The 21,602-nt window shown below is 65.2% G+C and carries 18 protein-coding genes, 1 tRNA gene and 1 pseudogene; 7 read left to right on the top strand and 13 right to left on the bottom strand.

From position 1 onward, the window contains the following. Positions 1-15: 15 nt before the first annotated feature. Both WS70_RS29860 and WS70_RS29865 read right to left on the bottom strand, forming a co-directional pair. Positions 16-1,008, bottom strand: coding sequence for a polymer-forming cytoskeletal protein (locus WS70_RS29860; RefSeq protein WP_059596928.1), 993 nt, complete (start codon positions 1,006-1,008; stop codon positions 16-18). A 3-nt stretch (positions 1,009-1,011) separates the two neighbouring features. Beyond that, entirely contained in the window at positions 1,012-2,643 is a 1,632-nt protein-coding gene (locus WS70_RS29865) for a glycosyltransferase family 2 protein (RefSeq protein ID WP_059596927.1), read from the bottom strand. A 1,245-nt stretch (positions 2,644-3,888) separates the two neighbouring features. Between WS70_RS29865 and wecB the strand changes: the two genes are divergently transcribed. Further along, positions 3,889-5,103, top strand: a complete 1,215-nt coding sequence (gene wecB / locus WS70_RS29880) for a non-hydrolyzing UDP-N-acetylglucosamine 2-epimerase (RefSeq protein ID WP_059472324.1) — start codon at positions 3,889-3,891, stop codon at positions 5,101-5,103. Between the two features lie 512 nt (positions 5,104-5,615). Here the strand turns inward: wecB and WS70_RS29890 are convergent. Both WS70_RS29890 and WS70_RS29900 read right to left on the bottom strand, forming a co-directional pair. Continuing rightward, a tRNA-Val gene (locus WS70_RS29890) sits at positions 5,616-5,692 on the bottom strand. A gap of 395 nt (positions 5,693-6,087) precedes the next feature. Continuing rightward, positions 6,088-6,972, bottom strand: a complete 885-nt coding sequence (locus WS70_RS29900; RefSeq protein WP_059471037.1) for a LysR family transcriptional regulator — start codon at positions 6,970-6,972, stop codon at positions 6,088-6,090. A gap of 136 nt (positions 6,973-7,108) precedes the next feature. Between WS70_RS29900 and WS70_RS29905 the strand changes: the two genes are divergently transcribed. Both WS70_RS29905 and WS70_RS29915 read left to right on the top strand, forming a co-directional pair. Then, on the top strand, positions 7,109-7,864 hold the full coding sequence (locus tag WS70_RS29905) for a TerC family protein (RefSeq protein WP_059596925.1): 756 nt from the start codon (positions 7,109-7,111) through the stop codon (positions 7,862-7,864). Positions 7,865-8,008: 144 nt separating this feature from the next. Further along, a pseudogene (locus tag WS70_RS29915) lies at positions 8,009-8,185 on the top strand (TFIIB-type zinc ribbon-containing protein); the annotation flags it as partial. A 7-nt stretch (positions 8,186-8,192) separates the two neighbouring features. Here WS70_RS29915 and WS70_RS29920 read toward each other — a convergent pair. After that, the gene (locus WS70_RS29920; protein ID WP_059596991.1) at positions 8,193-9,614 is read right to left on the bottom strand and encodes a pyridoxal phosphate-dependent decarboxylase family protein; all 1,422 of its coding nucleotides are present in this window, start codon (positions 9,612-9,614) and stop codon (positions 8,193-8,195) included. A gap of 183 nt (positions 9,615-9,797) precedes the next feature. On the opposite strand from WS70_RS29920, the gene WS70_RS29925 reads away from it, so the two are divergent. Further along, the gene (locus WS70_RS29925) at positions 9,798-10,703 is read left to right on the top strand and encodes a hypothetical protein (RefSeq protein WP_059596923.1); all 906 of its coding nucleotides are present in this window, start codon (positions 9,798-9,800) and stop codon (positions 10,701-10,703) included. 99 nt (positions 10,704-10,802) lie between these two features. On the opposite strand, the gene WS70_RS29930 is transcribed toward WS70_RS29925, so the two are convergent. The 8 genes from WS70_RS29930 to WS70_RS29965 all read right to left on the bottom strand — a co-directional run bounded on the left by WS70_RS29930 (position 10,803) and on the right by WS70_RS29965 (position 17,599). Further along, positions 10,803-12,368 (bottom strand): xylulokinase, encoded by a 1,566-nt coding sequence (locus WS70_RS29930; RefSeq protein WP_059596990.1) that lies wholly within the window; start codon positions 12,366-12,368, stop codon positions 10,803-10,805. 325 nt (positions 12,369-12,693) lie between these two features. Continuing rightward, complete coding sequence (locus WS70_RS29935) at positions 12,694-13,524, bottom strand: hypothetical protein (protein WP_059596922.1); 831 nt, start codon at positions 13,522-13,524, stop codon at positions 12,694-12,696. Positions 13,525-13,527: 3 nt separating this feature from the next. After that, positions 13,528-14,763 (bottom strand): acyl-CoA dehydrogenase family protein, encoded by a 1,236-nt coding sequence (locus WS70_RS29940; RefSeq protein WP_059596921.1) that lies wholly within the window; start codon positions 14,761-14,763, stop codon positions 13,528-13,530. A 5-nt stretch (positions 14,764-14,768) separates the two neighbouring features. Continuing rightward, positions 14,769-15,035, bottom strand: a complete 267-nt coding sequence (locus tag WS70_RS29945; protein WP_226382890.1) for a MoaD/ThiS family protein — start codon at positions 15,033-15,035, stop codon at positions 14,769-14,771. A gap of 70 nt (positions 15,036-15,105) precedes the next feature. Continuing rightward, positions 15,106-15,939: a metal-dependent hydrolase gene (locus WS70_RS29950; RefSeq protein ID WP_059471043.1), complete on the bottom strand. Its 834-nt coding sequence runs from the start codon at positions 15,937-15,939 to the stop codon at positions 15,106-15,108. Between the two features lie 53 nt (positions 15,940-15,992). Then, the gene (locus WS70_RS29955; protein ID WP_226382891.1) at positions 15,993-16,409 is read right to left on the bottom strand and encodes an SAM-dependent methyltransferase; all 417 of its coding nucleotides are present in this window, start codon (positions 16,407-16,409) and stop codon (positions 15,993-15,995) included. Positions 16,410-16,458: 49 nt separating this feature from the next. Next, positions 16,459-16,806, bottom strand: a complete 348-nt coding sequence (locus WS70_RS29960; RefSeq protein ID WP_059471045.1) for a hypothetical protein — start codon at positions 16,804-16,806, stop codon at positions 16,459-16,461. A 19-nt stretch (positions 16,807-16,825) separates the two neighbouring features. After that, on the bottom strand, positions 16,826-17,599 hold the full coding sequence (locus tag WS70_RS29965) for a class I SAM-dependent methyltransferase (RefSeq protein ID WP_082716149.1): 774 nt from the start codon (positions 17,597-17,599) through the stop codon (positions 16,826-16,828). An 837-nt stretch (positions 17,600-18,436) separates the two neighbouring features. Here WS70_RS29965 and WS70_RS29970 point away from each other — a divergent pair. The 3 genes from WS70_RS29970 to WS70_RS29980 all read left to right on the top strand — a co-directional run bounded on the left by WS70_RS29970 (position 18,437) and on the right by WS70_RS29980 (position 21,584). Next, positions 18,437-19,045 (top strand): peroxiredoxin, encoded by a 609-nt coding sequence (locus WS70_RS29970; RefSeq protein ID WP_059471047.1) that lies wholly within the window; start codon positions 18,437-18,439, stop codon positions 19,043-19,045. A gap of 106 nt (positions 19,046-19,151) precedes the next feature. After that, a complete protein-coding gene (locus WS70_RS29975) occupies positions 19,152-20,624 on the top strand; it encodes a coproporphyrinogen-III oxidase family protein (protein WP_059471048.1) in 1,473 nt (490 codons plus the stop codon). Between the two features lie 150 nt (positions 20,625-20,774). After that, on the top strand, positions 20,775-21,584 hold the full coding sequence (locus tag WS70_RS29980; RefSeq protein WP_059471049.1) for a redoxin domain-containing protein: 810 nt from the start codon (positions 20,775-20,777) through the stop codon (positions 21,582-21,584). The last annotated feature ends 18 nt before the right edge of the window (positions 21,585-21,602 follow it).

Consider the following 21,602-nt stretch of genomic DNA (forward strand, 5'->3'; position numbering starts at 1 on the left):
GTCGATCTCCTCTTTTTACGACGCTCGATACCAGCCGCTGCGCCGCGCGACGAGATCGCCGTGTACGCATGCATGGCCGACGACCGACACATCGCGCGCGCACGCGCTGACCGGATGATCGGCCGCGCCGATACGCGCGCCCGTCAGCCGCAGCAGGCCGCCCGCCGACACGACGCCGTCGATGCAGCTCGCTTCGTCGAGCAACACGTCGTGGCGCGCGAACACCGCGCCGTGCAGCAGCGCATCGCACTCGAGCTCGACGCTGTGCGCCTTCACGCTGCCGAGCAGCACGCAGCCCTCACCGAGCGTCAGCCGGCCTTCGACGATCAGCGTGCCGTGCAGGATCGTGTGCGGCGGCAGGCGGACGTCGCGCTGCACCAGATAGCGGTCGTGCAGAACGCGATGCGGCACGCCGGACAGGTGGCTCACGATGGACATCGCGCGATGCGGCGTCAGCGCGCCGTCGCGGCCGAACGCGCGCGCGGTGCGGCCGAACACGATCGGCGTGCCGTGCAGATTCGCGAATCCCCCGCAACCGTTCAGGCGCACTGTCTGCCCGATCACCGCGCCGCGCACGAGCGTGTTGTCGATGTCGACGCTCGGCGCGTACGCGAACCCGCCGAGCGTCGCGCCCGCGCGAATCTCGATGCGCACCTCGGCGAACGCGTACGCGGCTTGCGAGCCCGCTCCGAGCGCGATCGTCCGGTCCGCGTACAGCACGCCGTCGCGCCGCTCGCCGCGCGCGAGGCTAAGCGCATCGACGTGCTCGACGCGCAGGCCGAGCGCCTGCCACGGCGGCGCCGCGCCGCCCTGCGCGGGCGGCTCGCCGCGCACGTTCGCGCGCAGCGCATCGAGCCACTGCGCGGCGCGGCGCGGATAGTCGATGAACGGGCCGTCGCCGATCGGCAGCGCGTCGACGTCGCTGCGCTTCACCAGTTCGTTCAGGAGCGGCAGGAACGGCAGGCCTAGCATCCCCGCTACCGGCATCATCACGTTGAAGGTCGTCATCGCTCATCGTCCCGATTTCAACGGCCGGCGAAAGCGCTCGGTCTTGTCCCAACGCAACTCGCGACGCAGCAGCACGTCGAGCGCGAGCCCCCACAGCGCGGCGACGACCGCCGCGATCGTCACGCAGAATCCGACGACGTTCACCGGCACGAGCCGCAATCGCGTCGCGCGGCCGTCGAGGCGCGCCGCGACGACGATCTCGAAGAACACGCCGAAGTTGCCGAACGTACCGAAGGCGAAGAGCGCGAACACGGACATGAGCAGGCCGAGCGCGAGCGAATCGATGCCGTTCGTCAGATAGAGCGCGAGCGCGACGCCCCACGCGAGCGCGAGCAGCGCGGGCATCACGAACACGCCGAGCAGCAGCGCGCCGTCGAGGCGGCAGCGTCGCGACATCACCGGGCTGCACAACAGCGGAATCAGATAACGGAACAGCGTCTGGTTGTGGCCCTTCGCCCAGCGGGTGAGCTGACGCGCGCGCACGGGCCAGCGCTCCGGCACTTCCTCGTAGCACTCCGCATGGTTCAGGTAGACGGTGCGCCAGTCGCTCAGCAGCAGCCGGTAGGTCATGTCGGTGTCTTCGGCGAGCGTGTCGTCGCGCCAGCCGCCGACCGCATCGAGCGCGCTCTTGCGGACCCCGCCGACCGTGCCGCCGTACTGCGGCACGAGGCCGAGGTTGTTGCGCGCCTGCTGGTTGACCTGATAGCCGCCCGCACGCTCCAGATCGAGGAGGCGCGCAAGCAGATTGCGATTGGCGTTCTGCGGCACGACGCGGCCCATCACCGCGCCCACTTCCGGATCGAAGAACGGCGCGACCAGCTCCTTGAGCAGGCCCGGGCGCGGCAGATAGTCGGCGTCGAACACGACCATGATGTCGCCGCGAATCTCGCGCAGCGCGTCCTTCAGCGCCGCCGCCTTGCCCGGCTTGCCGCTCTCGCGGTGAAACGGCTTAATGAGATCGGGCGCGAGCGCCTGCACGCCGTCGATCAGCGCGCGCGTGTCGTCGGTCGAGCGGTCGTTGACCGGAATGATCGTCAGCCGGTCGCGCGGATAAGTCGTCGCGAGCAGCGCCATCAAGCAATCGACGACGACCGCCTCCTCGTTGTGCGCGGCGACGAACACCGTAATCTCCGGCCAGTCCGCGTGCGTGATCGCGCAGTACGGCGCGTGCTGCGGCTTGAACAGGCGATCGAGACTGAACACGTAGTGGCGCGCCGCGTAGATGCAGGTCAGCAGCGCGAACATCCACAGATAGGCCGTGCACAGCGCGGCGGCAATACCGCTGCCGGACGCGGACTGCGCGCCGGCGGCAGGCGGACGGACGGCCGCGAACGGCGGTCTCGCCGTATCGAACGGCGCGGGCCCGGCGGGCGGAAAAGCAATCGCATCCGCATCTGCGTCCGCATCCGCATCCGCATCCGCATCCGCATTTGCGTCCGCGACCGCGTTCGGCCGGCTCGGCTCGGCGAACGCGCGGACATGCAAGGCTGTCTCTGCCGCGCGCATGAGCGGAACCGCCGCGAGCGATGCGGACGCCGGCCGCATTGCGGTATCGCGCACGGCCAGCGAGCACGCGAACACGATCAGCAGCAGCACGCATTCCACGCACAACGACATCGCCCGCCTGTTCTTCATGCTCGTGTCCCCGTGCCCGCGTCGGCAGCGGCTCGCGCTCGCCCCCCGCACGGACTTGCAAAAGGAAACCGGCGCTGAGTGCCGCGCGCGTGTCGCATGTCGCGCGTCGCCGTTCGTCGCGCCGCGTCGCGGAACATGCGCCGCGACGCCGGGTTTCCGGTTTCGTCACATCGGCCGTTCCTTTGGTGTGCTGTTGTCGAATCGCGTCGGAACGGGCGTGTGGTGGTTCAAAGCAAAGGACGAGCCATCGTGCGGAAACGACCGCGCGGCAACGATTTCGCGGCGAAGTCGGGGACCGCGCACCGACTCGGGCGCAGCGTTTTGATTCACCGACGAATCAACGTCGAGGCAGCCGCCGCCGACACCGCCTCGCGCATCGTGCGCGTGCGCGCGCTCGCAAGCAGTCGCGAAGCGCCCGCGCGCCGCCGTGGCGACGCGCGCGCGAATCGACTTCGCCATGCTCGAGCCCCCGTCGTTAGCGCGGACGATTGGCGCCTGCGCACGCCCGGCGCGCGTCTCCCGCGTCCATGAGCATCGCAGCATGGCCGCGTTTCAGAATCGCAACGTTTCGCGACGGCGGCGGCGACGGCGCGCTTTCGGCCCGCCACGACCGGGAAATCCCTGACGAAATGCGCCGCGCGACAGGCGCGTCGCCCGTCCGCTCGACGATCGTCCATGCGCGCCGGAGCCAAGCGCCTCAAAGATACTCGGCGGACGCCGCACCCCATGCGCGCGCAGCGCGCCGCAACCGCATTTGTGCACCGCTCCAACGCGGCGCACGACGCGCGCCGCGCCGCGCCGCGCCGCGCAATGCGATCGCGCGCCGTAACAGCGGCGAGACGTTCCGACGCGCCGGAACGGCGCATCGCGCCGCACGGCAAGGCTGCGACGACGCTGGTTTGAATATTGCTGAATGGCAAGCGACGCAGTGCGTCGCATGCGGCGCGCGCAGACGTGCGTGGCGCGCGCTGCCGATCCCCGACATCACGAGGAGCGATTCATGACGTGACAGCCCCATCGCCACGGACCAGCCAGCCGGCCGCGACGCGATTCGCACGACGAATCACCGCGGACATGCTGTGCACGGATGTCGAAACACCGTCGCGTCGCGTAGCGGACCGCCTGTTCGAGCCTGACGGCGCGACACGGTCCGCGCGCAACGCTCGCTCGCACGCCAGCTTTGCGACACGCGGCCGCTTCGCCGCGTGCCGGATCGACTGGAACAACCGCGAATCGGGGACCAGGATGAAGAAGATCTTGCTTGCGTTCGGCACTCGTCCCGAAGCCATCAAAATGGCACCGCTCGTGCGTGCGCTGCAGGCGCGAACCGACGTCGACGCAAAAGTGTGCGTGACCGCGCAACACCGTCAGATGCTCGACCAGGTGCTCCAGCTGTTCGACATCACGCCCGCGTACGACCTGAACCTGATGCGGCAAAGCCAGACGCTGACCGACGTGACGACGGGCATCCTTCAGACGATCGGCGCCGTGTTCAACGACTTCGATCCGGACGTCGTGCTCGTGCACGGCGACACGACGACGACGCTCGCGGTGAGCCTCGCCGCTTTCTACCGCTACCTGCCGATCGGCCACGTCGAAGCGGGGCTGCGCAGCGGCGACATCTGGTCGCCGTGGCCCGAGGAATTGAACCGGCGCGTGACGGATGCGGTGTCGTCGTGGCACTTCGCGCCGACCGAGCGCGCGCAGCACAACCTGTTCAGTGAAGGCGTGCCGACGGAAGGCGTCGTACTGACAGGCAATACCGTAATCGACGCGCTGCACGACGTGAAGCACATGCTCGACGCCGACGCGCCGCTCGCATGCGAGATCGCCGCGCAGTTTCCGTTTCTCGGCCGCGACGAGCGCGTCATACTGATCACCGGCCATCGGCGCGAGAGCTTCGGCAAGCCGTTCGAGCATTTCTGCGACGCGCTGCGCACGCTCGCGCTCCGCTATCCGGACGTGCGCTTCGTCTACCCGCTGCATCTGAATCCGAACGTGCAAAGACCGGCGCATTCGCTGCTCGACGGCCTGTCGAACGTTCATCTGATCGCGCCACAGGAGTATCTGTCGTTCGTGTTCCTGATGTCGCGCGCGCATTTCATCATCACCGATTCGGGCGGCATCCAGGAAGAAGGGCCCGCGCTCGGCAAGCCCGTGCTCGTCACGCGCGAGACGACCGAGCGGCCGGAGGCGATCCAGGCGGGCACCGCGCGGCTCGTCGGCACGAATACCGAGCGAATCGTCGACGAGGCGTCGCGGCTTCTCGACGACGACGACGCATACGACGAGATGTCGCGCGCGACGAATCCGTACGGTGACGGCCATGCGAGCGAGCGGATCGTCCATGCGCTGCTCAACATGCCGTGTGCGGGCGCGGCGACGCGCTTCCCGCTCGCCGCCATCGAAGCGCCATGCAATGCGCTTGCGCTCGGCCTGCACGCACTGAGGTCCGCGTGAACGTGATCGTCTGGCGGCACGCGGGCCGCGGCGTCTGTGCGAGCGCCCGGGCGGGCGAGGTCTGCGGGTGCGCGCGCGGCTGCCATCCGGTGATCGGGCGGCGGCGGGTCGCGTCGCTGCCCGGACGGATCGGCGGCGGATGCGGCGGGTGCTGCTGCGGACATGGGCCGCGCGCGACACAATGTCCGGCGGGCCGGTGTTGTCGGCAGAGGTGATGCGGGACGTGTGAGAGGGGGATGCGCGAGACGAGGCGAGGCGTGCGTCGTGACGCGTCATGCATCGCGTGACGCAGCGATTGTGCGATTTGGCGACGCAGCGCGATGCAAACGCGATTGCGCGCGTGACCGTGCATGCGCATGCGCGTCGAACGAAACGCCGAAAACGAGGGAAGATCCGCCGCCGTCCCGTCCGTTGCGCCGGACGAGCGACAAGCGCTGCATGAAGCAGAACGCGGATGAAAGCGCCCGCCCGTCAGGGCGTTGCTGCGCCGTTCATCCGCGTCCGATGTGCGTTGGTAGGCTCGATTGGATTCGAACCAACGACCCCCACCATGTCAAGGTGGTGCTCTAACCAACTGAGCTACGAGCCTGTGTGAGGCGCGAATTATAGAGAGCCTCTCGCGGGCGCACAAGCCCTTTTGTGAAAAATTCCACCGATACGAACGTGCTTGCCGACAATGCCCGCGCGACTAGGTGAAATCTCTAGCGCACGTGGCGGCAACGCCAGCGCACGTGTCAATCGCGCGAATTTTCTTCCGATGCCGCGTGCCTACGCTTCGTTCATCCGGCCGGCGAACGATCGCAACGATATCCGCGCTTCGACGTTTTCCGCTTCGCCCATCCATCGCAGGAGACATCATGCCAGGCCTTTCGAACGCATCGGCAACAAGTGCCGCCATCGGCGCCGACAGCGCGCGCCGGCAGTTCCGTCAGGGCGTCGCGCGGCCGGCGGGCTGACGCCGCGCCGCCGGCGAGGGCGTGCGGCTCAGCGCCGCTCCGCCGCGGCCAGTATCTGCGCGACCAGCGGATGATGCTGCCCGCGATGCGACCGGATCGCATGGATCTCCTCGGTCACGCCTTGCGCGCGCCCGAGCCGCCGCAACCCGCGCAGCAGCGCGACGTCGCCCGCGCCCGGCTCGCTCAGCGGAAACACGCCGAGGCCGCGCGCGGCGAACACGGCCATCAGCGCGCTGTCCTCGAACTCGCCGATGATCCGCGGCCGAATGCCGTGCGCGTCGAACCAGCGGTCGAGCCGCGAGCGCAGCGCCGCGTGCGCGGTCGGCAGCAGCACCGGCAAGTCGGCCAGGCACTGCGGAAAGCGACCGCGCGCCGCCGACGACACGATCGCCGCCGGCCCGTACCAGTCGACGGGCGACGCAACGATCTGCTCGCTCGTCAGCCGCAGGTTCGCGCGGCGCGGCGCCGGCTCGCCCGCGAGCACCAGATCGAGGCGATGCAGCGCGAGCTCGGCGAGCAGTTCCTCGTATTCGCCGTCGTGACACAGCAGCCGCAGCGACGGCGCCGTAAGCGCGGGCTCGAGCACGGCGTGCGCGGTGAGCTTCGAGATGCCGTCGGTGAGCCCGACCGCGAGCCGCGCGCCCTCGCCGCGCGCCGCTTCGCGCACCTCGTCCTCAATGCGCTGTCCGATCCGGAAGATCTCCTCGGCGCGCGCGAACGCGGCCTGCCCCGCGTCCGTCATCGTCACGCCGCGCCCCGCCGGCTTCAGCAACGGGTGCCCGATCGATTTTTCCAGCTCGCGCACCTGCGCGCTGATCGTCTGCACCGCCATGTCGAGCCGAGCGGCCGCGCGGGCGAAGCCGCCTTCCTTCACGACGACCCAGAAGTAATACAGATGGCGAAAGTTCAGCATCGCGCCCTCTTGCGTTGTCATCGAAGCTTCGTAAAAACCGAACTATAAATCAGTTTTCTACTGGTTTTTACGAAGCGAGAAAGCGCCGATCATCACGGCTTCGACATTCGATTGACGACCCGATTCGACAACCCTCATGGACTACCTACTGACCCTCGCCGCCGATCCCGCTGTCTGGGCCGCGCTCGTGACGCTCGTCGCGATGGAAATCGTGCTCGGCATCGACAACCTGATCTTCATCTCGATCCTGAGCAACAAGCTGCCGGAAGCGCTGCGCGCGCGCACGCAGCGTCTCGGCATCGGCCTCGCGCTGATTCTCCGTCTCGCACTGCTCGGCACGGTCGCGTGGATCGCGCGGCTCACCGAACCGGTGTTCACGCTGTTCGACCATGCGTTCTCGTGGCGCGATCTGATCCTGATTTCGGGCGGCCTGTTCCTCGTGTGGAAGGCGACGAAGGAGATGCACCACCACGTGTCGAATGACGGCTCGGACGAAGCCTGCTCGACGAACGCCGTCGGCCTGACGATGTGGGCCGCCGTCAGTCAGATCCTCGTGCTCGACATCGTGTTCTCGATCGACAGCATCGTCACCGCGGTCGGCATGACGACGCACATCCCGATCATGTTCGTCGCGGTGATCGCGGCCGTCACGGCGATGCTGTTCGCGGCCGGCCCGCTGTCGCGCTTCATCGACCGCAATCCGGCGATCGTGGTGCTCGCGCTGAGCTTCCTGATGATGATCGGCACGACGCTGATCGCGGAAGGCTTCGGCGCGCACGTGCCGAAGGGCTACATCTACGCGGCGATGGCATTCTCCGCGTTCGTCGAAGGGATGAACATGCTGGCGCGGCGCGCGAAGACGAAGCATGCGAAACGAATCGCCGCGGAGTGACGCGCCGCGGCGGGTTGTGAACCGTTGCGCGGTTCGGCTCGTTCGCGCCGCGCGATGCGAAACGTTGCGCGGTCCGGTTCGGCCGGACCGCGCGGCGGGAATCGAAGCGCGGCTCGTCCGCGCGCCCTCGAAAGGTGTGGGACGATGCAATGCCCTGTTTGCGTGACGCTCGATCTGTCGGTGACCGAACGGCAATCGATCGAAATCGACTACTGCCCGACGTGCCGCGGCGTATGGCTCGATCGAGGCGAACTCGACAAGCTGATCGCCCGGTCCGACGACGATGCGCTCGAGCGTCGGCGCGATGCGGCGCGCGGCGCGACCTGATCTAGAACGGGCAATCGGTAAACAGATCGAGCACCTGCGTGAAGAACGCCCTTGCCTGAGCGTCGTCACGTAAATCGAGTCCGGCCGAATCGCCGCCGTACACGCCGCTCGACTTCGGACGCGCATTTGCGTGGCGTCTCGCGTATTCGACCGCTTCGCCGAGATCTGCCCGAAACCGCTCGACGACGCCCGGCTGCGTCTGCGGCCCGGTCACGCACATATGCAGCGCGTCCGGATGCTGGAGTCCGTTGAAGCGCCAGCCGTGCTGCCGCATGCAGTCGTTCACGTGATAGATATCGAACGCATCCGACACGAATGCGAAGCAGAACGTCGGCCTGCCGAGCACGCGCAACTCCGGGATCGCATGAACGGCGGCCTGCATGTCGAATGCCGTGTCGAAAATCGGCAGCGCGCGGGCCAGATACCCTTCGCGCCCGAGGCTGCGCAACGCCGCCCACGTCGCGGCGATCAGGCCGCCCGAGCGGCTGCCGGCCAAACCGGGCGAGCCGTACACGCCGCCCGCCCAGTCGGTCATCAGGTAGTACTGGTAGCGGCGAAAGCTCGCGTCGCGCCACGCAAGCACCGAGCCGCCCTTCGGTCCATAGCCGTATTTGTGCGTATCGGCCGATATCGACGTGACGCCCGGCAAGCGGAAATCGAAAGCCGGAATGTCAGGATAACCAAGCGCCTCGCCCCAAGGCAGGATCCAGCCGCCGAGGCAGCCGTCGACGTGCAACCACACGCGCTTGTCGATCGCGATGTCCGATAGCGCGGCAATCGGATCGATCGTCCCGTACGGGTAATTGCACGCCGAGCCGATGATCATCACGGTGTCGGCGTCGATCGCATCGCGTACAAAATCGACGTCGACCCGCATCGTCTCCGGATCGATCGGCGCAACGACCACGTCGAAGCCGAACAGATGCGCGGCCTTGCGAAACGCCGGATGCGCGGACGCCGGCCAGATCATCCGCGGCCGCACGATTCCGCGCTCGGCGCGCGCTTTCTCGCGATAAGCGAGCGTCGCATTCAAAATGCTCTCCGTGCCGCCGAGGCTCAGCGCGCCGCATGCGCGATGCGCGCCGTCGTGCGCGGTCACCGCCTCGCCGTGCAACAATGCGACCGTCATCGCAACGATCTCGCTTTCCATCCGGTTCATGCTCGGACACAGGTCGCGCTGCAGCGCGTTGACGTGACTGAATAGTCCATACGCTTCGTTCAGGAACGCATAATGCTCGTGATCGCCGCAATACATCGTGCCCGAGCAGCGGCCGTGCTCCCATTTGCGGTCTTCGCGCGCGGCCATCGATTCCAGTTGCTCGAGCAGCCGCTCACGCGGCATCCCGTGTTCCGGAAAGCCATGCATCGCGCCGAATTCGGCGGCGTACGGGTAAAGCTGCTTGATGCCTTCTTCGAGATCCATGACGTTCTCCTGTGCGAGGCCGGCATCGACGCGCGAAGACTCGCCGACATCGAGTGCAATTTCCATACTCGCGCATTGCCGTTCGAATTAAGGCTGCCTAATTCACCGCTTAAAAATTTTCTGGACGCGCCATTCGATCACGCTATGCTTCGACTTACATCCTAATAACAATTGGAAGATGTCATGAAAAAATACGCATTGGCTTTGTTGTTGATGCTGTTTTCATCGATATCGGCAATGGCGGGGGCAATCATTCCGTCGGGCGGCACATTGGTCGCCGGACAATACGTGATGTCGAACAACGGCAATTTCGCATTCGGCATCGACGCGGTCACCGGCAAACTCTATTTCCATTACAAGTTCCCGACGCGGGCGTGGGGCGCGAGCTCGGCGTCGCAACTCTTCGGCACGCAACCGGAAGGCGCGCTCTACGTGGGCAAAGGCGATCGGCTCGTCATGCAGACCGACGGCAGGCTCGTGTTCTATTCCGGGAACGACGTCGTCTGGAGCAACTGGTATTTCGGACCCGCGCCGACCCCGGGCTCCTATGCGGTCGTCGAGGATTTCGGCGTCGTCGCGATCTATCCGCCGCAAGGCGGCTACCCGTCGTTCGTCTGGCCGTTCGCACACATCACGCCGAACGACGGCGCGGTCAACACGGTCGCCGGCTATTCGTTCGGCATGAATTTCCCGATGCTCAACGGGCGTCAGTCGCTGCAGATCTTCAACAACGTCACCTATTACCTGTGGAACAAGAGCTTCACGTCGGACAGCGTCGCGATGCAGCCCGACGGCAATCTCGTCGTCTACGACAAGGGGCAGGCCGTCTGGTCGACGGGAACGTCGGGCAATCCGGGCGCCTACATGCTGTTGACGCCGGTCGGATTCGTGCTCGGCAAGCAATACAGCGGCATTCTCGCGAACGTGCCGTATCCGGTGTCCGTCGATCAATCGAGCCGCGCCAGCGGCCCGAACGATCCGAAGCCGAAGCCGGGCACGCCGCCGCCTCCGTCGCTCAATCTGCCGATCAACGCGAGCTGGAAGTGCTATTACGTCAAGGACTGGCTCGTGTGCTACGCACCCGGCTGAAGAACGTCCGATTGCGCATCGGCGGCTGCGCGCCGCCGGCGAAGCGGCCACGCGCGCCGCAAGCGATGGGCGACGCCGACGGCCGATCCGTTCGCTCGCCTAAGCGCGCTGCAAGGCGCGGAAAATCGGCCGATTGCGCTTGAACGCCTCGACGAATTGCGCCGACATCTCCGCGTAGATCGCCGCGTTCGCGCGATTCGGCTCATGGATGCTGCGAATCCGCACGCGTGCGCCGAACGCGTCGAAATCGAGCAAGCCGAGCCGCTGGAACGCGAGCAGCGCGGTTCCGACGCATGTCGTGTATTGCGGCTGCTCGACCCGATGAACCGGCGCGTTCAACACGTCCGCGACGATCTGCGACCACGCGTCCGATTCCGCGCCGCCGCCGTAGAACACGAAGTGCGAGAAGCGCCGTTTCGCGAACGCTTCGACGGGGCTGCGCAGCCAGCGCAGATTCATCGCGACGCCTTCGAGCACCGCGCGCGCGAGATGACTGCGTGTCGCATCAAGCCCGAGGTTGACGAAGCCGCCGCGCATCGACGCATCCGCGCACGGCGCGAGCGATCCCGCGAGCCACGGCATGAACATCACGCCGCCGCTGCCGGGCGGCGTCGCGTCGATCGCCATTTGCAGGCGTGCGAAGCAATCGTCGCGCGGCAGCGCGCCGAACGGATCGTCCGCATAGACCTGCTGCTCGATGAAGTGCTTCAACGCCGCGCCGCCGATGCCGTTTTCCGCCATCACGAAATACGTGTCCGGCACCGGGCTCGGCATGCTGAGAATCGCGTGACGGATATCGGTTCGCTTGAAGCGTACGTGCGCGATCATCACGCTCGAACTGCCGATCGACAGCGCCGCGTGCTCGCCCGCGAACGCGCGCGTGCCCATCCCGCCCGCTTGCGTGTCGTTCAGGCCCGCGACCACCAGCGTATCGCGCGACAAGCCGAGTTCGTTCGCGACGTCGGGCAGCACGCGGCCGACGATCGCGTCGACCGGCAGCAGTTCGGGGAGCTTGCCGGCGTCGATGCGCGAGTAATGGACGAGCCGCGGATCGTAGCGCGTCGCGTTCAGGCTGCGGTTGTCAATCGCGAGCGACATGAACGCCGTGCACTGGTTCGCGCACGCGCGTCCCGTGAAGCGCAGATTCAGATAGTCCATCGGCTCGAGAAACGTCGCGGTGCACGCATAGACGTCGGGCTTCGCGTACTTCAGATAACGCATGTGCGTGAGCGAAATCCCGCCTTCGACGGGCGGCAGCCCATGCACGCGCAGCCAGCGCCACTGCCGAAGCAGCGAATCGGCCCGCTTCGGATAATTCGCCAGGCCGCGCATCGCGCGCGGCGCGCCGCGCCGGTCGAGCCAGAGCATCATGTTCGCGACGGGCGCGCCGTCGGCGCCGATCGGCACGATCGACGAATACTGGCTGCTGCATGCGATCGCGAGCACGTCGCGCGGCGCCACGCCCGACGCATGCAACGCGAGGCTGCACGCATGCTTGACCGCGCGCCAGACTTCGAGCGGGTCTTGCTCGGCTCCGCCGCCCGGCATGCGCAGCGTCGCGACCGAATCGTGCGCCGCCGCGACGACGCGCCCGGCGAGCGAAACAACTGCGGCCTTCGGGCCGCTCGTGCCAAGATCGATCGCCAGCACGCAGGGTTCCGCCATCGCGTCTCCTTTCGCCGGGACGTTGGGGTACATGTTTGAAGCATAGTCGATGGAGCGCCGCGAAAGGGTTTGGCGGCGGCGCTTGGGATGCTCGCGATGGGATGGACGCGCGCCCGAAAACGAGGCAACGGTGTGGACCGGTCAGCAGGACATTGGCAAGTACCGGGCAACAGCGGCATTGGGCGGTACGCGGACGATGACTCAACGGAGACGAATGTCCCGTTCGCGATCGTTGCGCATCTGGATTTTCTTTGTACCTCGAAACGCCTTTTGCCGGGAATTTTCCTTTGCCGCGTTCGCCATCTCCACACCGGCGGCCCGGCGATCAGATCGCAAATCGCTCGACGACCGTCGCGTGTTCGTGACTGCCCCCTACGCTCGATCGATAGATATGCACGAACGTGAGGCAATCTCCGATTCGATAGGCAGTCGAATGGATTTCGGCGGAATCAAACAGAAACAGCGGCCGGTCGATCTCGATCTCGATGCCGCCGAGGGGAGCGGCCAGCCCGGCCTGCAACTCACGGCGCTCCGCCGGCTTTGCCTCGAGGATCATCGCCTCGCGGGCGCTCGCGGCATTCGCGACGACTTCTATGTATGACCACTGGTCCGCCGCTTCGGAATCGTGCCGGCAGATCCGGATGGCACGCGTCGCCGTGGCGATCGCCGATGCCGCCGACAATGCACCCAGCGTCTTGCGCAGCGGCCGCTCCACTGCGTCATTCGAGATCTCGTCGGGGAGGAACATGTCCAGCACCGCCCCCTCGACGCGAACCGGCATCGCGCCCAAGTCGCTGCCGTGCTCGATCGCGAGCGGCCGCATCGCGCACTGCAGATGCGCGAAGCGCTCGTCGCCGTTCATGAACTGGACGTCGCCGAGCAACAAATGACGCTTCTGGCGTACCGATATCGTGCAATGCACCAGGAACTCGTCGGCCGAGAAGAAACTGAAGGGCCGTTCGTAACGGATGCTCTGCCGCACGACGACGACGCCGAATCCGAATTCCCGAATGAGTTGCGGAAAGGGGCGCAGGTGATCCTTCAGCCATTGCGCCCAAACTCTCATTGTGCACGCCAGCACGCTTCGCGGCAGCAACTGGCGAGAATCGAAGAGACTCGTATCGTTGAGAACCTGCAGGGTGGAATAGCGCGCCATTTTTCATCCCGTCGTCCGGCCCGCCGCGCGGGCAACCGCAAGCAAGCCCATATTGACCTCCAGCACGTCCTGCGAACCGGCGCCGGAGATCAATCCGCAGAAATCGCGAAGATACCGCTCGAACTGATTCGCATGCGCATAGCCGCGCGCGCCGGTGAGCCGAATGGAGTCGAGCGCGACGGCAATCGCATGCTCGGTGATCTCGTGCTTGGCCGCCGACACGATCTCCTCGAGATGATTGTTCGCCGCGTTCTGATCCAGCCAGTCCAGCGCGGGATCGACGAGCGCCTTCGAAATGTGAACCTTCATCTGCATCCGGCCGAGCCGGGCCTGAATCAGTTGCATGCTCGTCAGCGGCGCGCCGTGCCGGACAGTCTCCGACAACATCTTTACGCACTCGTCCACGATACGCTGCATGCGCCCGATTGGCGCGCAACACAGAATGCCGCGGCGCGGATTCAGAAAATTCTGCACGTGATCCAGGCCGTTCTCAGCGAGCAGCAACTGTTCCTTGGGCACGCGCACGGAATCGAAGCGAACCGCGGCAAGGCCGCTCGCGCGCAGGCCCATCGTCTCGATCGGCTGCACGTGAACGCCCGACGCATCCCGGTCGATCATGACGACCGCCATGTCGTCGGTGGCTTCGTTCATCACATACGTCATGTAGCTGTCGGCCATCGCACCGGCTGTCACCATGACCTTGGCGCCGTTCACCAGGTAGTCGCCGTGATGTGCGCGCAGCGTGCTCTTCATGCTGAACGCGTCCGCCTCTTCCGTATAGGCGAACGCGGCGAGCCGCTCTCCGGTGCAGACAGGCGCGACATAGCGCTCGATCAGCCCGGCATTGCCGCTCGTAACGAGCATGTTGGCCACGGACTGAAACAGGCTGATGTTCAACGCGAACGACGCGTCGTCGCACAGATAGCCCACACGTTCGAGTGCGTGCCCCCAACCCAGCAGCGACATGCCGAGGCCGCCGACGTGACGCGGCAACGACGCTCCGAGCAATCCGCGGCGGGCCGCCTCGGTCATCACCTCGCGCCGGAGCGTCGCGCCGTCCCTGTCCAGTTGTCCGGCCTCGTTCGACACCTTGTCGAGCAGATCGCCGGAGAACCGGTCGACCCAGCGGCTCGCCGCATCGCGCGTCGCGTCCTCGGGCGGCGGCAGTTCGAAGAGCCCGTCCGCGTGCCGCAACAAAGGCCTGCCCGGAGCGATCACGTCCAATTGAGGGGCGAGCATGCGCGTCAACCTCCCGCGATCGCGGTCAGGATCTCCAGCCTGTCCTCCTGCTTCAGGCATTGGCCGACTTGTTCAGGCGAAATCTGATGGCCGTTCAGAAACATGCGGTGCACCTTGCGAGGATGACCGGCCGAATCCAGCAGCACGTTGCCCATCGCGGGGAAGCGTCCCACCAGCAGTTGGATGGCCTCCTGAACCGTTTCCGCGGCCAGCGAGTGCTCACGCTGATATTGCGCGTATTTCTGCAGCACACCTGACAGTACGATATTCATGGCGAGTCCTCCGGATGGGGTCATGCTCGAACTATGACAAAGCGATGCGAAACGGCGCCGATGTGCTTGCTCATCCGCCTGCGACCGTTCTTGCCGGGGTCAGGCGCCGGAACACCGCCTCGGCGAAATGGTCGGAATCGCGCTTCAGCGGGTGGAAATGCGGCGACAGGTATGCACGAGCGTACGTAAGCATGAACTGTGCGAAACGCTCGTCGACAAACATGAAGCGAAACCACTGGGCATACGTGGATGGCCGCAACAGATCCGAAGACTGTGCGGCGAACCAGAAAGTGGTCGCGAACAGCACCCCGGTATAGAGCGCGAACGCGAGAACGCCGACGGCGATCCGGGTGACGTAGCCCACGCCGGCCGCGTCCGCGACGTCGTGGATCACGGCGCGATGTTCGATTTCCTCGGCGAAATGCCAGCTCAGCAGCAGGCCAAGTTCGCGGTTCGCCCGCGCGAAGTAATCCGGCCGACGCAGGCACATCTCGCCCATCAGCGTATTGAGATGCTCGAGCGCCGCGATCAACGCGATGCGCAGTTTCCGGCCGAGAAGCGGAAACAGGAACCGAAACACGAGAAAGCTCTCGACCTTGTGAAAGCCGCGGTACCGGAGGCCGACACGATCCAGATAATCGCAGGCCTTCCGGTGCTGGACTCCGTGCGAGGCTTCCTGCCCCAGCCATGATTTGAGTTGGCGCAGCAGATGCTCGTCGCGTATCACGGGCAGATAATCGCGCGCAATGGCGACGAACTCGAATTCGTCGCACAGCAGCATCGTGTACGCGTTGAACAGCGCCGTGCGGAATCGATCGCCGCCGAACCACAGGCGGCCTTCGACGACATCGAAACGCGGTCGAACCCGGCGAACCGGAATGACTCTGTCAGGTTGTGGGCACATGGCGATTATCGGGCGGCCGCTGCGGCGACCGGCTCCCTCACTCGGAAGGTTGGTTACAGGATGTAGTAGTCCTTCATGACCTCGTGGCTCCAGGCTGGCTGGCTGACCCTTCCGATCGGTCCGAACTCCTCCAGGTACGGCTTGATGTCCAGCACGGGCGTGCCGTCGACGGCATCGAGGCCCCTCACGCGTAAGGTTCGGCCTTCGACCGACAGCAACTGGCAGCGGGATACGCCGATCAGGTTCGGACGCCCTTTCGCGCGTTGCGCGAGAATCCCGATCTTCGGCCAATCGGCGCGCCCGCGCGGATGCCGCGCGCCCCGCTCGATCTCCTGCGAAGGCACCTTATTCAAGTGATAGACCACCTCGATGTGACTAAACGTATCGAGCCCCATCAGCGCATCGTCCGACAGCGCCGGCGAACCGATCGTGATCGTTGACTCGATCGCCCCCCAGTGATCGTCGATCAACTCGACACGCGGCGACGCCACCCTGCCGATCGGAACCATGGTGATTTGACTAGCCGACACTGAATACCTCCTCGTCTTCAACGCGGATGACTTGAACAAACACGGTGGAGAAACCGCACCCGAGCGCGGCGGCCAAGGTCGACCGCACCGCGGCCGCGATGCCCTGCACTCGCGCGGCGGAATGACTGCGGCGGCAGAAGATCCTGACAATCGGCCCCCCCCCCGGCTCTCGGTTCCAGTCCGCACGCCAGGCCAGTGCGGGATCGATGGGATGCCAGAACGCCCAGACTTTGTCGCGCGGGATGTCGGATACGGCGCACACAGCTTCGCAGACCTGCTGCAGAAGCGATGACACGCCGTCTCCAGTGTGTCGATGCAGGATGTGAATGACAGGCATGGTCGGCTCGGAAATCGTCTTATCGAGCGTGTGCTTCGATGAAGCAGGTCCGGACGGGCACCGTGTAGCCCCGGTCGTCACGGCGCACGCCGATCGCATCGAGCGTCGCCTGAGGCGTCCCGTCGAGCAGCGCGACCATCGCCGCGTGCGCGGCGTCGCCGGAGTTGGCGATGTCGCACCAGCGCGCGAGACCGACCCCGCCCGGGCGTTCGGTGAGGTCGCGCTCCAGCGTCTCGATGCGCAGCCCCGCGTTCTCGAGCAGTTCGCGCCAGCGCGCAATGGTATAGCTGCGGATGTGGGTCGGATCGTGGAGCACCTCCAACTGATGGTTCACGCCGTCGCATTCGGGATCGTCGTCGCCTTGCAGATCGATGATGACGACGCTGCCGTTGGGCCGGAGAATGCGCCGGAATTCGGCGAGGGCCCGAGCAATGTCGTGGAAGTGATGCGCGGCCAACCGGCAAACCACAAAGTCGAAGCCACGATCGGGCAGCGGCATCGATTCGGCGTACGCCTCGACCGCGCGGACTGGCGCCCCTCTGGCCTGACCCAGCGCGACGAAGTTGCGCAGCATGTTGGGCGACGGATCGACGCCGCACATCAATTTCGCGCGCCCCAGAAACGCGAACGCCGAATGGCCGGCGGCGCACGCGACGTCACAGACGTCCAGGTCCGTCCGCCCGTTGCTGAGCGAACGCAGCATCGTGAGAGAAGGACTGGTCTCGTGAACCTCGCTGCTTGCGTAGTTGTCAGCAATCGCATCGAATCTTGCGCTCGCGTGCGTAGACGACATGGGTGTGGCTCCCGTTTATCCGATCAAGACAACTTGACAAGGCCTTCGTCGCGCGCCGCCGACCGATGATGTTTCGCTCCGGCGGAAACGCTGCCCGGCATTGCAAATCCGGCGTATCACTTCGCACACAGACTAAATTAAATCGCCGCCGCGCAGACAGTTCGTTTTGTCTCAGAAAGATGCCAATTTGTCTCACGCATGCATTGCGTGAATCTCGTACAAAACCGGTCGCAGCAATCCGCTCGAAAAGATAGCATCCGCGATCAATGCCTTTGATCATTTACGCACGATCAATTTTTCCATTTGACTTTCGACCTCGCTTCATCCAATGCGCCCGATCCCAATACCGCACCGTCATAAGAGGTTCGCCATATTATTTTTCTCGCCCGAGCGGCGCACGCCCCCCGCCGACAGCCGACATCTCGTCAAGCCGCGCATGCAGGCGCGGCGGGGCCGGATCATGTCGAGCCACCCGTAATCGGAAATGCGGCATCGCTGCGATGCGCCGGCGCCGTCGTACGCGCCGCGCCTCGAATTCAATCAATATGATTTCGCTCCGATTTCGCTGACGATCGACGGATTGCCGAGTGAGACAAATCCACATCTTTCTGAGACAAAACGAGCTAACACGTAACGACGACTTTACTTAGTCTATCCATCAGGAATAAATCGATTAACGAAACCCCCAATAAATAGGGTTGACTCAACTCGTAAAATATATTAGGTGATTCAAAAAATGCTCGCGCCGCGACTCGCGTACCGCACGGGGAATACATGCTCCCGCTCGGCACTCGGCGGACCAAGTTCGACGAAATCAAATATTTCGGATTATTAAATATGCAGAGCCATCAATCCGCTTTGGTGAGATCTCGCGATATCGCCCCTCATGCACCGGATCTCCCGCAGGCGCAGGCCGTCCTGCAAGCGGGAGACGCCGCTCCCGACTTCTCCCTGCCTGCCTCCCGGGCGGGCCGCCCTCTGCACTACGCTCTGAAGGACGCGCTGCGCAAAGGCGCCGTGGTGGTCTATTTCTACCCGTCCGCCTTCACGAGCGGATGTAACGCTCAGGCGCACGCGTTCGCCCGCGACGTCGACCAGTTCGCCTGCGCGGGCGCCTCAATCGTCGGTGTGTCCCTAGACAGCATCGAACGACTGCATGCGTTCTCGGCCGATCCCCGGTACTGCGGAGGCAGGTTTCCTGTCGCCTCAGATGCACAAGGCCGGGTGGCCCGCGCTTTCGGCCTGGCCGTCGAACCCGCCCCACCCGGCAAAACCGACACGCGCGGCGAGCCCAACGACCATGACCGCGTGCCGCGCACGACTTTCGTCATCGCCCCGCACGGCAAGGTGGCCGCCACGATCGCGGGCGCAAGCGCGGTCGAGCATGTGGAACAGGCGCTCGCGTGGGTTCGACGCTTGTCGGCGGACAACACGAATGCGCGCTGAAGAAGCCGCCGGGCGACGCTCCCCGCCGTCGATCCGGACAGTGCGGGGCGACGGCCCCGTTCCATCACACAGTCGTCGTGCGACAACAATCAACTGAGAGGCCTCAATGAACGTCAGAGCGTGTGACTTTCCGGAGACGATCGAATACGAACCCAATCTGGGCGCGCTTCTCGACCGTCACCCGGAACTGCAGATCGAACGGGACGACTACAACATCAACGTCACCGCGAACTACGGCGAGCGCCTCGAGCCCGATGCGCTGTTCGAGCGCTACAAGCAACATCCCGGGCAGGGCAGACCCGCACATCTGTACTATCACTTTCCGCTGTGCGAATACATCTGTCACTTCTGCAACTACGTCAAGCAGCTTGCCTCGCCGACATCGCGCGGCGCCCAGCTCGATCGTTGGACGGATGCGTTGATTAAGGAGTCCACGCTGTACGCCCAGCAGGTTCCGTGGGTCACCGGCGCGCTGATCGAATCCTTCTATATCGGTGGCGGCACAGCCGCTGTCCTCACTCCGGCGCATCTGAAACGCATTCTCGATCACGTCCGGTCGACGTTCCACGTGACGCCGGAATGCGAGCTGAACATCGAAGGCAATCCGGATAATTTCTGCGACATCGACAAGGTCCGAGCGCTCGGCGACATCGGGTTCAATCGCTTCAGCGTCGGCGTGCAATCCTTCACGCCGGAGGTGAACCAGTTCACCAATCGCGGCCATACGCCGGACATGTCGCGCCAGGCGATCCTCAACCTGCGCAGTACCGGATTCCCATTCAACGTCGACATGATGTTTGGCCTTCCGCATCAGACGCCTGAGACGGTCTCGGAGGACCTGCGCACGCTCGTCGAACTCAGGGTCCCGACCATCACGATCTATCGGCTGCGCAACGCGGATCGCCAGTCAATGGGGATCGGCAACCGGGCAGTGTGGAACGTGCCGAAGGTTCGCAACAGGCTCGTCGAGCAAGGCCTGTTTCCGACGCTGGGGGCGACTTACGAGATGCGCGAGCGGGCGGTCGAGCATCTCGTGCGAAACGGCTATCAACCGAGCCCATGCGGATGGTGGAGCCTGCCCGGCACGTATCGCGAAGGCAACATCCCTCGCGTGTCCCGCAACAAGTGGCAGCGCTTCGATACCATGCTGGCGTTCGGCCCCGGCGCATACGGCTGGCTCGCGGGCGCCGACCGGAGCGTGATCCAGACGCATAACAGCTCCGACATCAGCGGCTATCTCCATCACATGGAATCGAGCGACACGCCGCCGCTCGCCTTCGGGCGTCTGCTTACCGGCAATCAGGCCGTCGGCACCGCGCTCGGTTTCGCGTACAAATCCCGTCAGCCGATCGAGATCGACCGCTTCAAGCGCGAGTATGGCGTGGATCTCGTCGAGGACGAGCCTTTCAAGACCGTCTTTTCGGAACTCCTGTCCAAGGGACTGATCCGGTCGACCGACAACGGCAATGCATTCCTGCCCACATTGAACGGAGAAGCACTGCACGAGGAAATCATCTCGGTCTACCTGCACGAGCGCATCGGTTCATTCACCACGGCGGTCTGCAACAAGGTGGCCTGAACGCCGACCTCCGCACGCCGGTAATCCGTCCGGCCGGACGGCCGATCGCGAGCGAGTCGCATCGGCCGCCCAGCCGATTCGCGCGTAACGCGGCCGCGCGGTCGGGAAACGCCGCCTGACGATCGGACTCAGCGCCGACATTCCGTGCCCATGATCGTGACAACATCCAACGAACCGCGCATTCGCCGTCACTCCCCGTTCGTCGCCGCGCTGCGGACTCCACTTGCCGGCGTGTGGGTCGGCATCCGTTTTCTGCTCATTCCGTTGCTCTGGCTGCGCTACCGCACGGGCAGCCGGATGGATTGGGCGTTCTCGGTGGACGCCTTCATGAAGCGATCGCTGTATCCGCTCACCGAGACACCGGACGATGCGCTGAAGCGCGACCTGGAACTTCCCGCGTCAGTCCAAAGCCGGTACGACATCGCCGACCCGGCCGACGGCGAAACCGATGCGGCGCCTCCTCCGCGCTCCGAAAACGGATGGGCGAGCCTCGGCCATCATCCGATCGATCTCGCGCGATTCGCGAACGGCCGGCCGCTGCTGCTCATTCTGTATCGAGGCAATTGGTGCCCCTACTCCAGGCTTCATCTCGCCGATCTTTCAACGGTGGCCCATCGCCTGGAAACCCTCGGCGTTGCCGTTCTGGCCGTCAGCGCCCGCCGTCACGACGACTGGTGGCGCGCAAAGGGCATCTCGCTCGCATTCGCCGCGGATCCGGACGGCGACTTGTTTCACGCGATGGGCGTTCGCATCGCCCCGCCGCTGTCGCATCGCGTGTGGGGCATGCTGCTGCCGCACGAGAGCGGCTTCCTGTTCGATCGGCACGGGAATCTCGTGGCCGCGGACGTGCGGCGACTCAATCCGACGAAAACCAAGCAGACGTTCCTCTCGGCGACACGATGGCTCGCACTCGCGCACGAGCTCGCCGACGCGGAGCGGATTGCGCGGCACAACTTCTGAACCGACCACGATCGTCCA

This window comes from Burkholderia mayonis (assembly GCF_001523745.2).
Lineage (GTDB): Bacteria > Pseudomonadota > Gammaproteobacteria > Burkholderiales > Burkholderiaceae > Burkholderia > Burkholderia mayonis.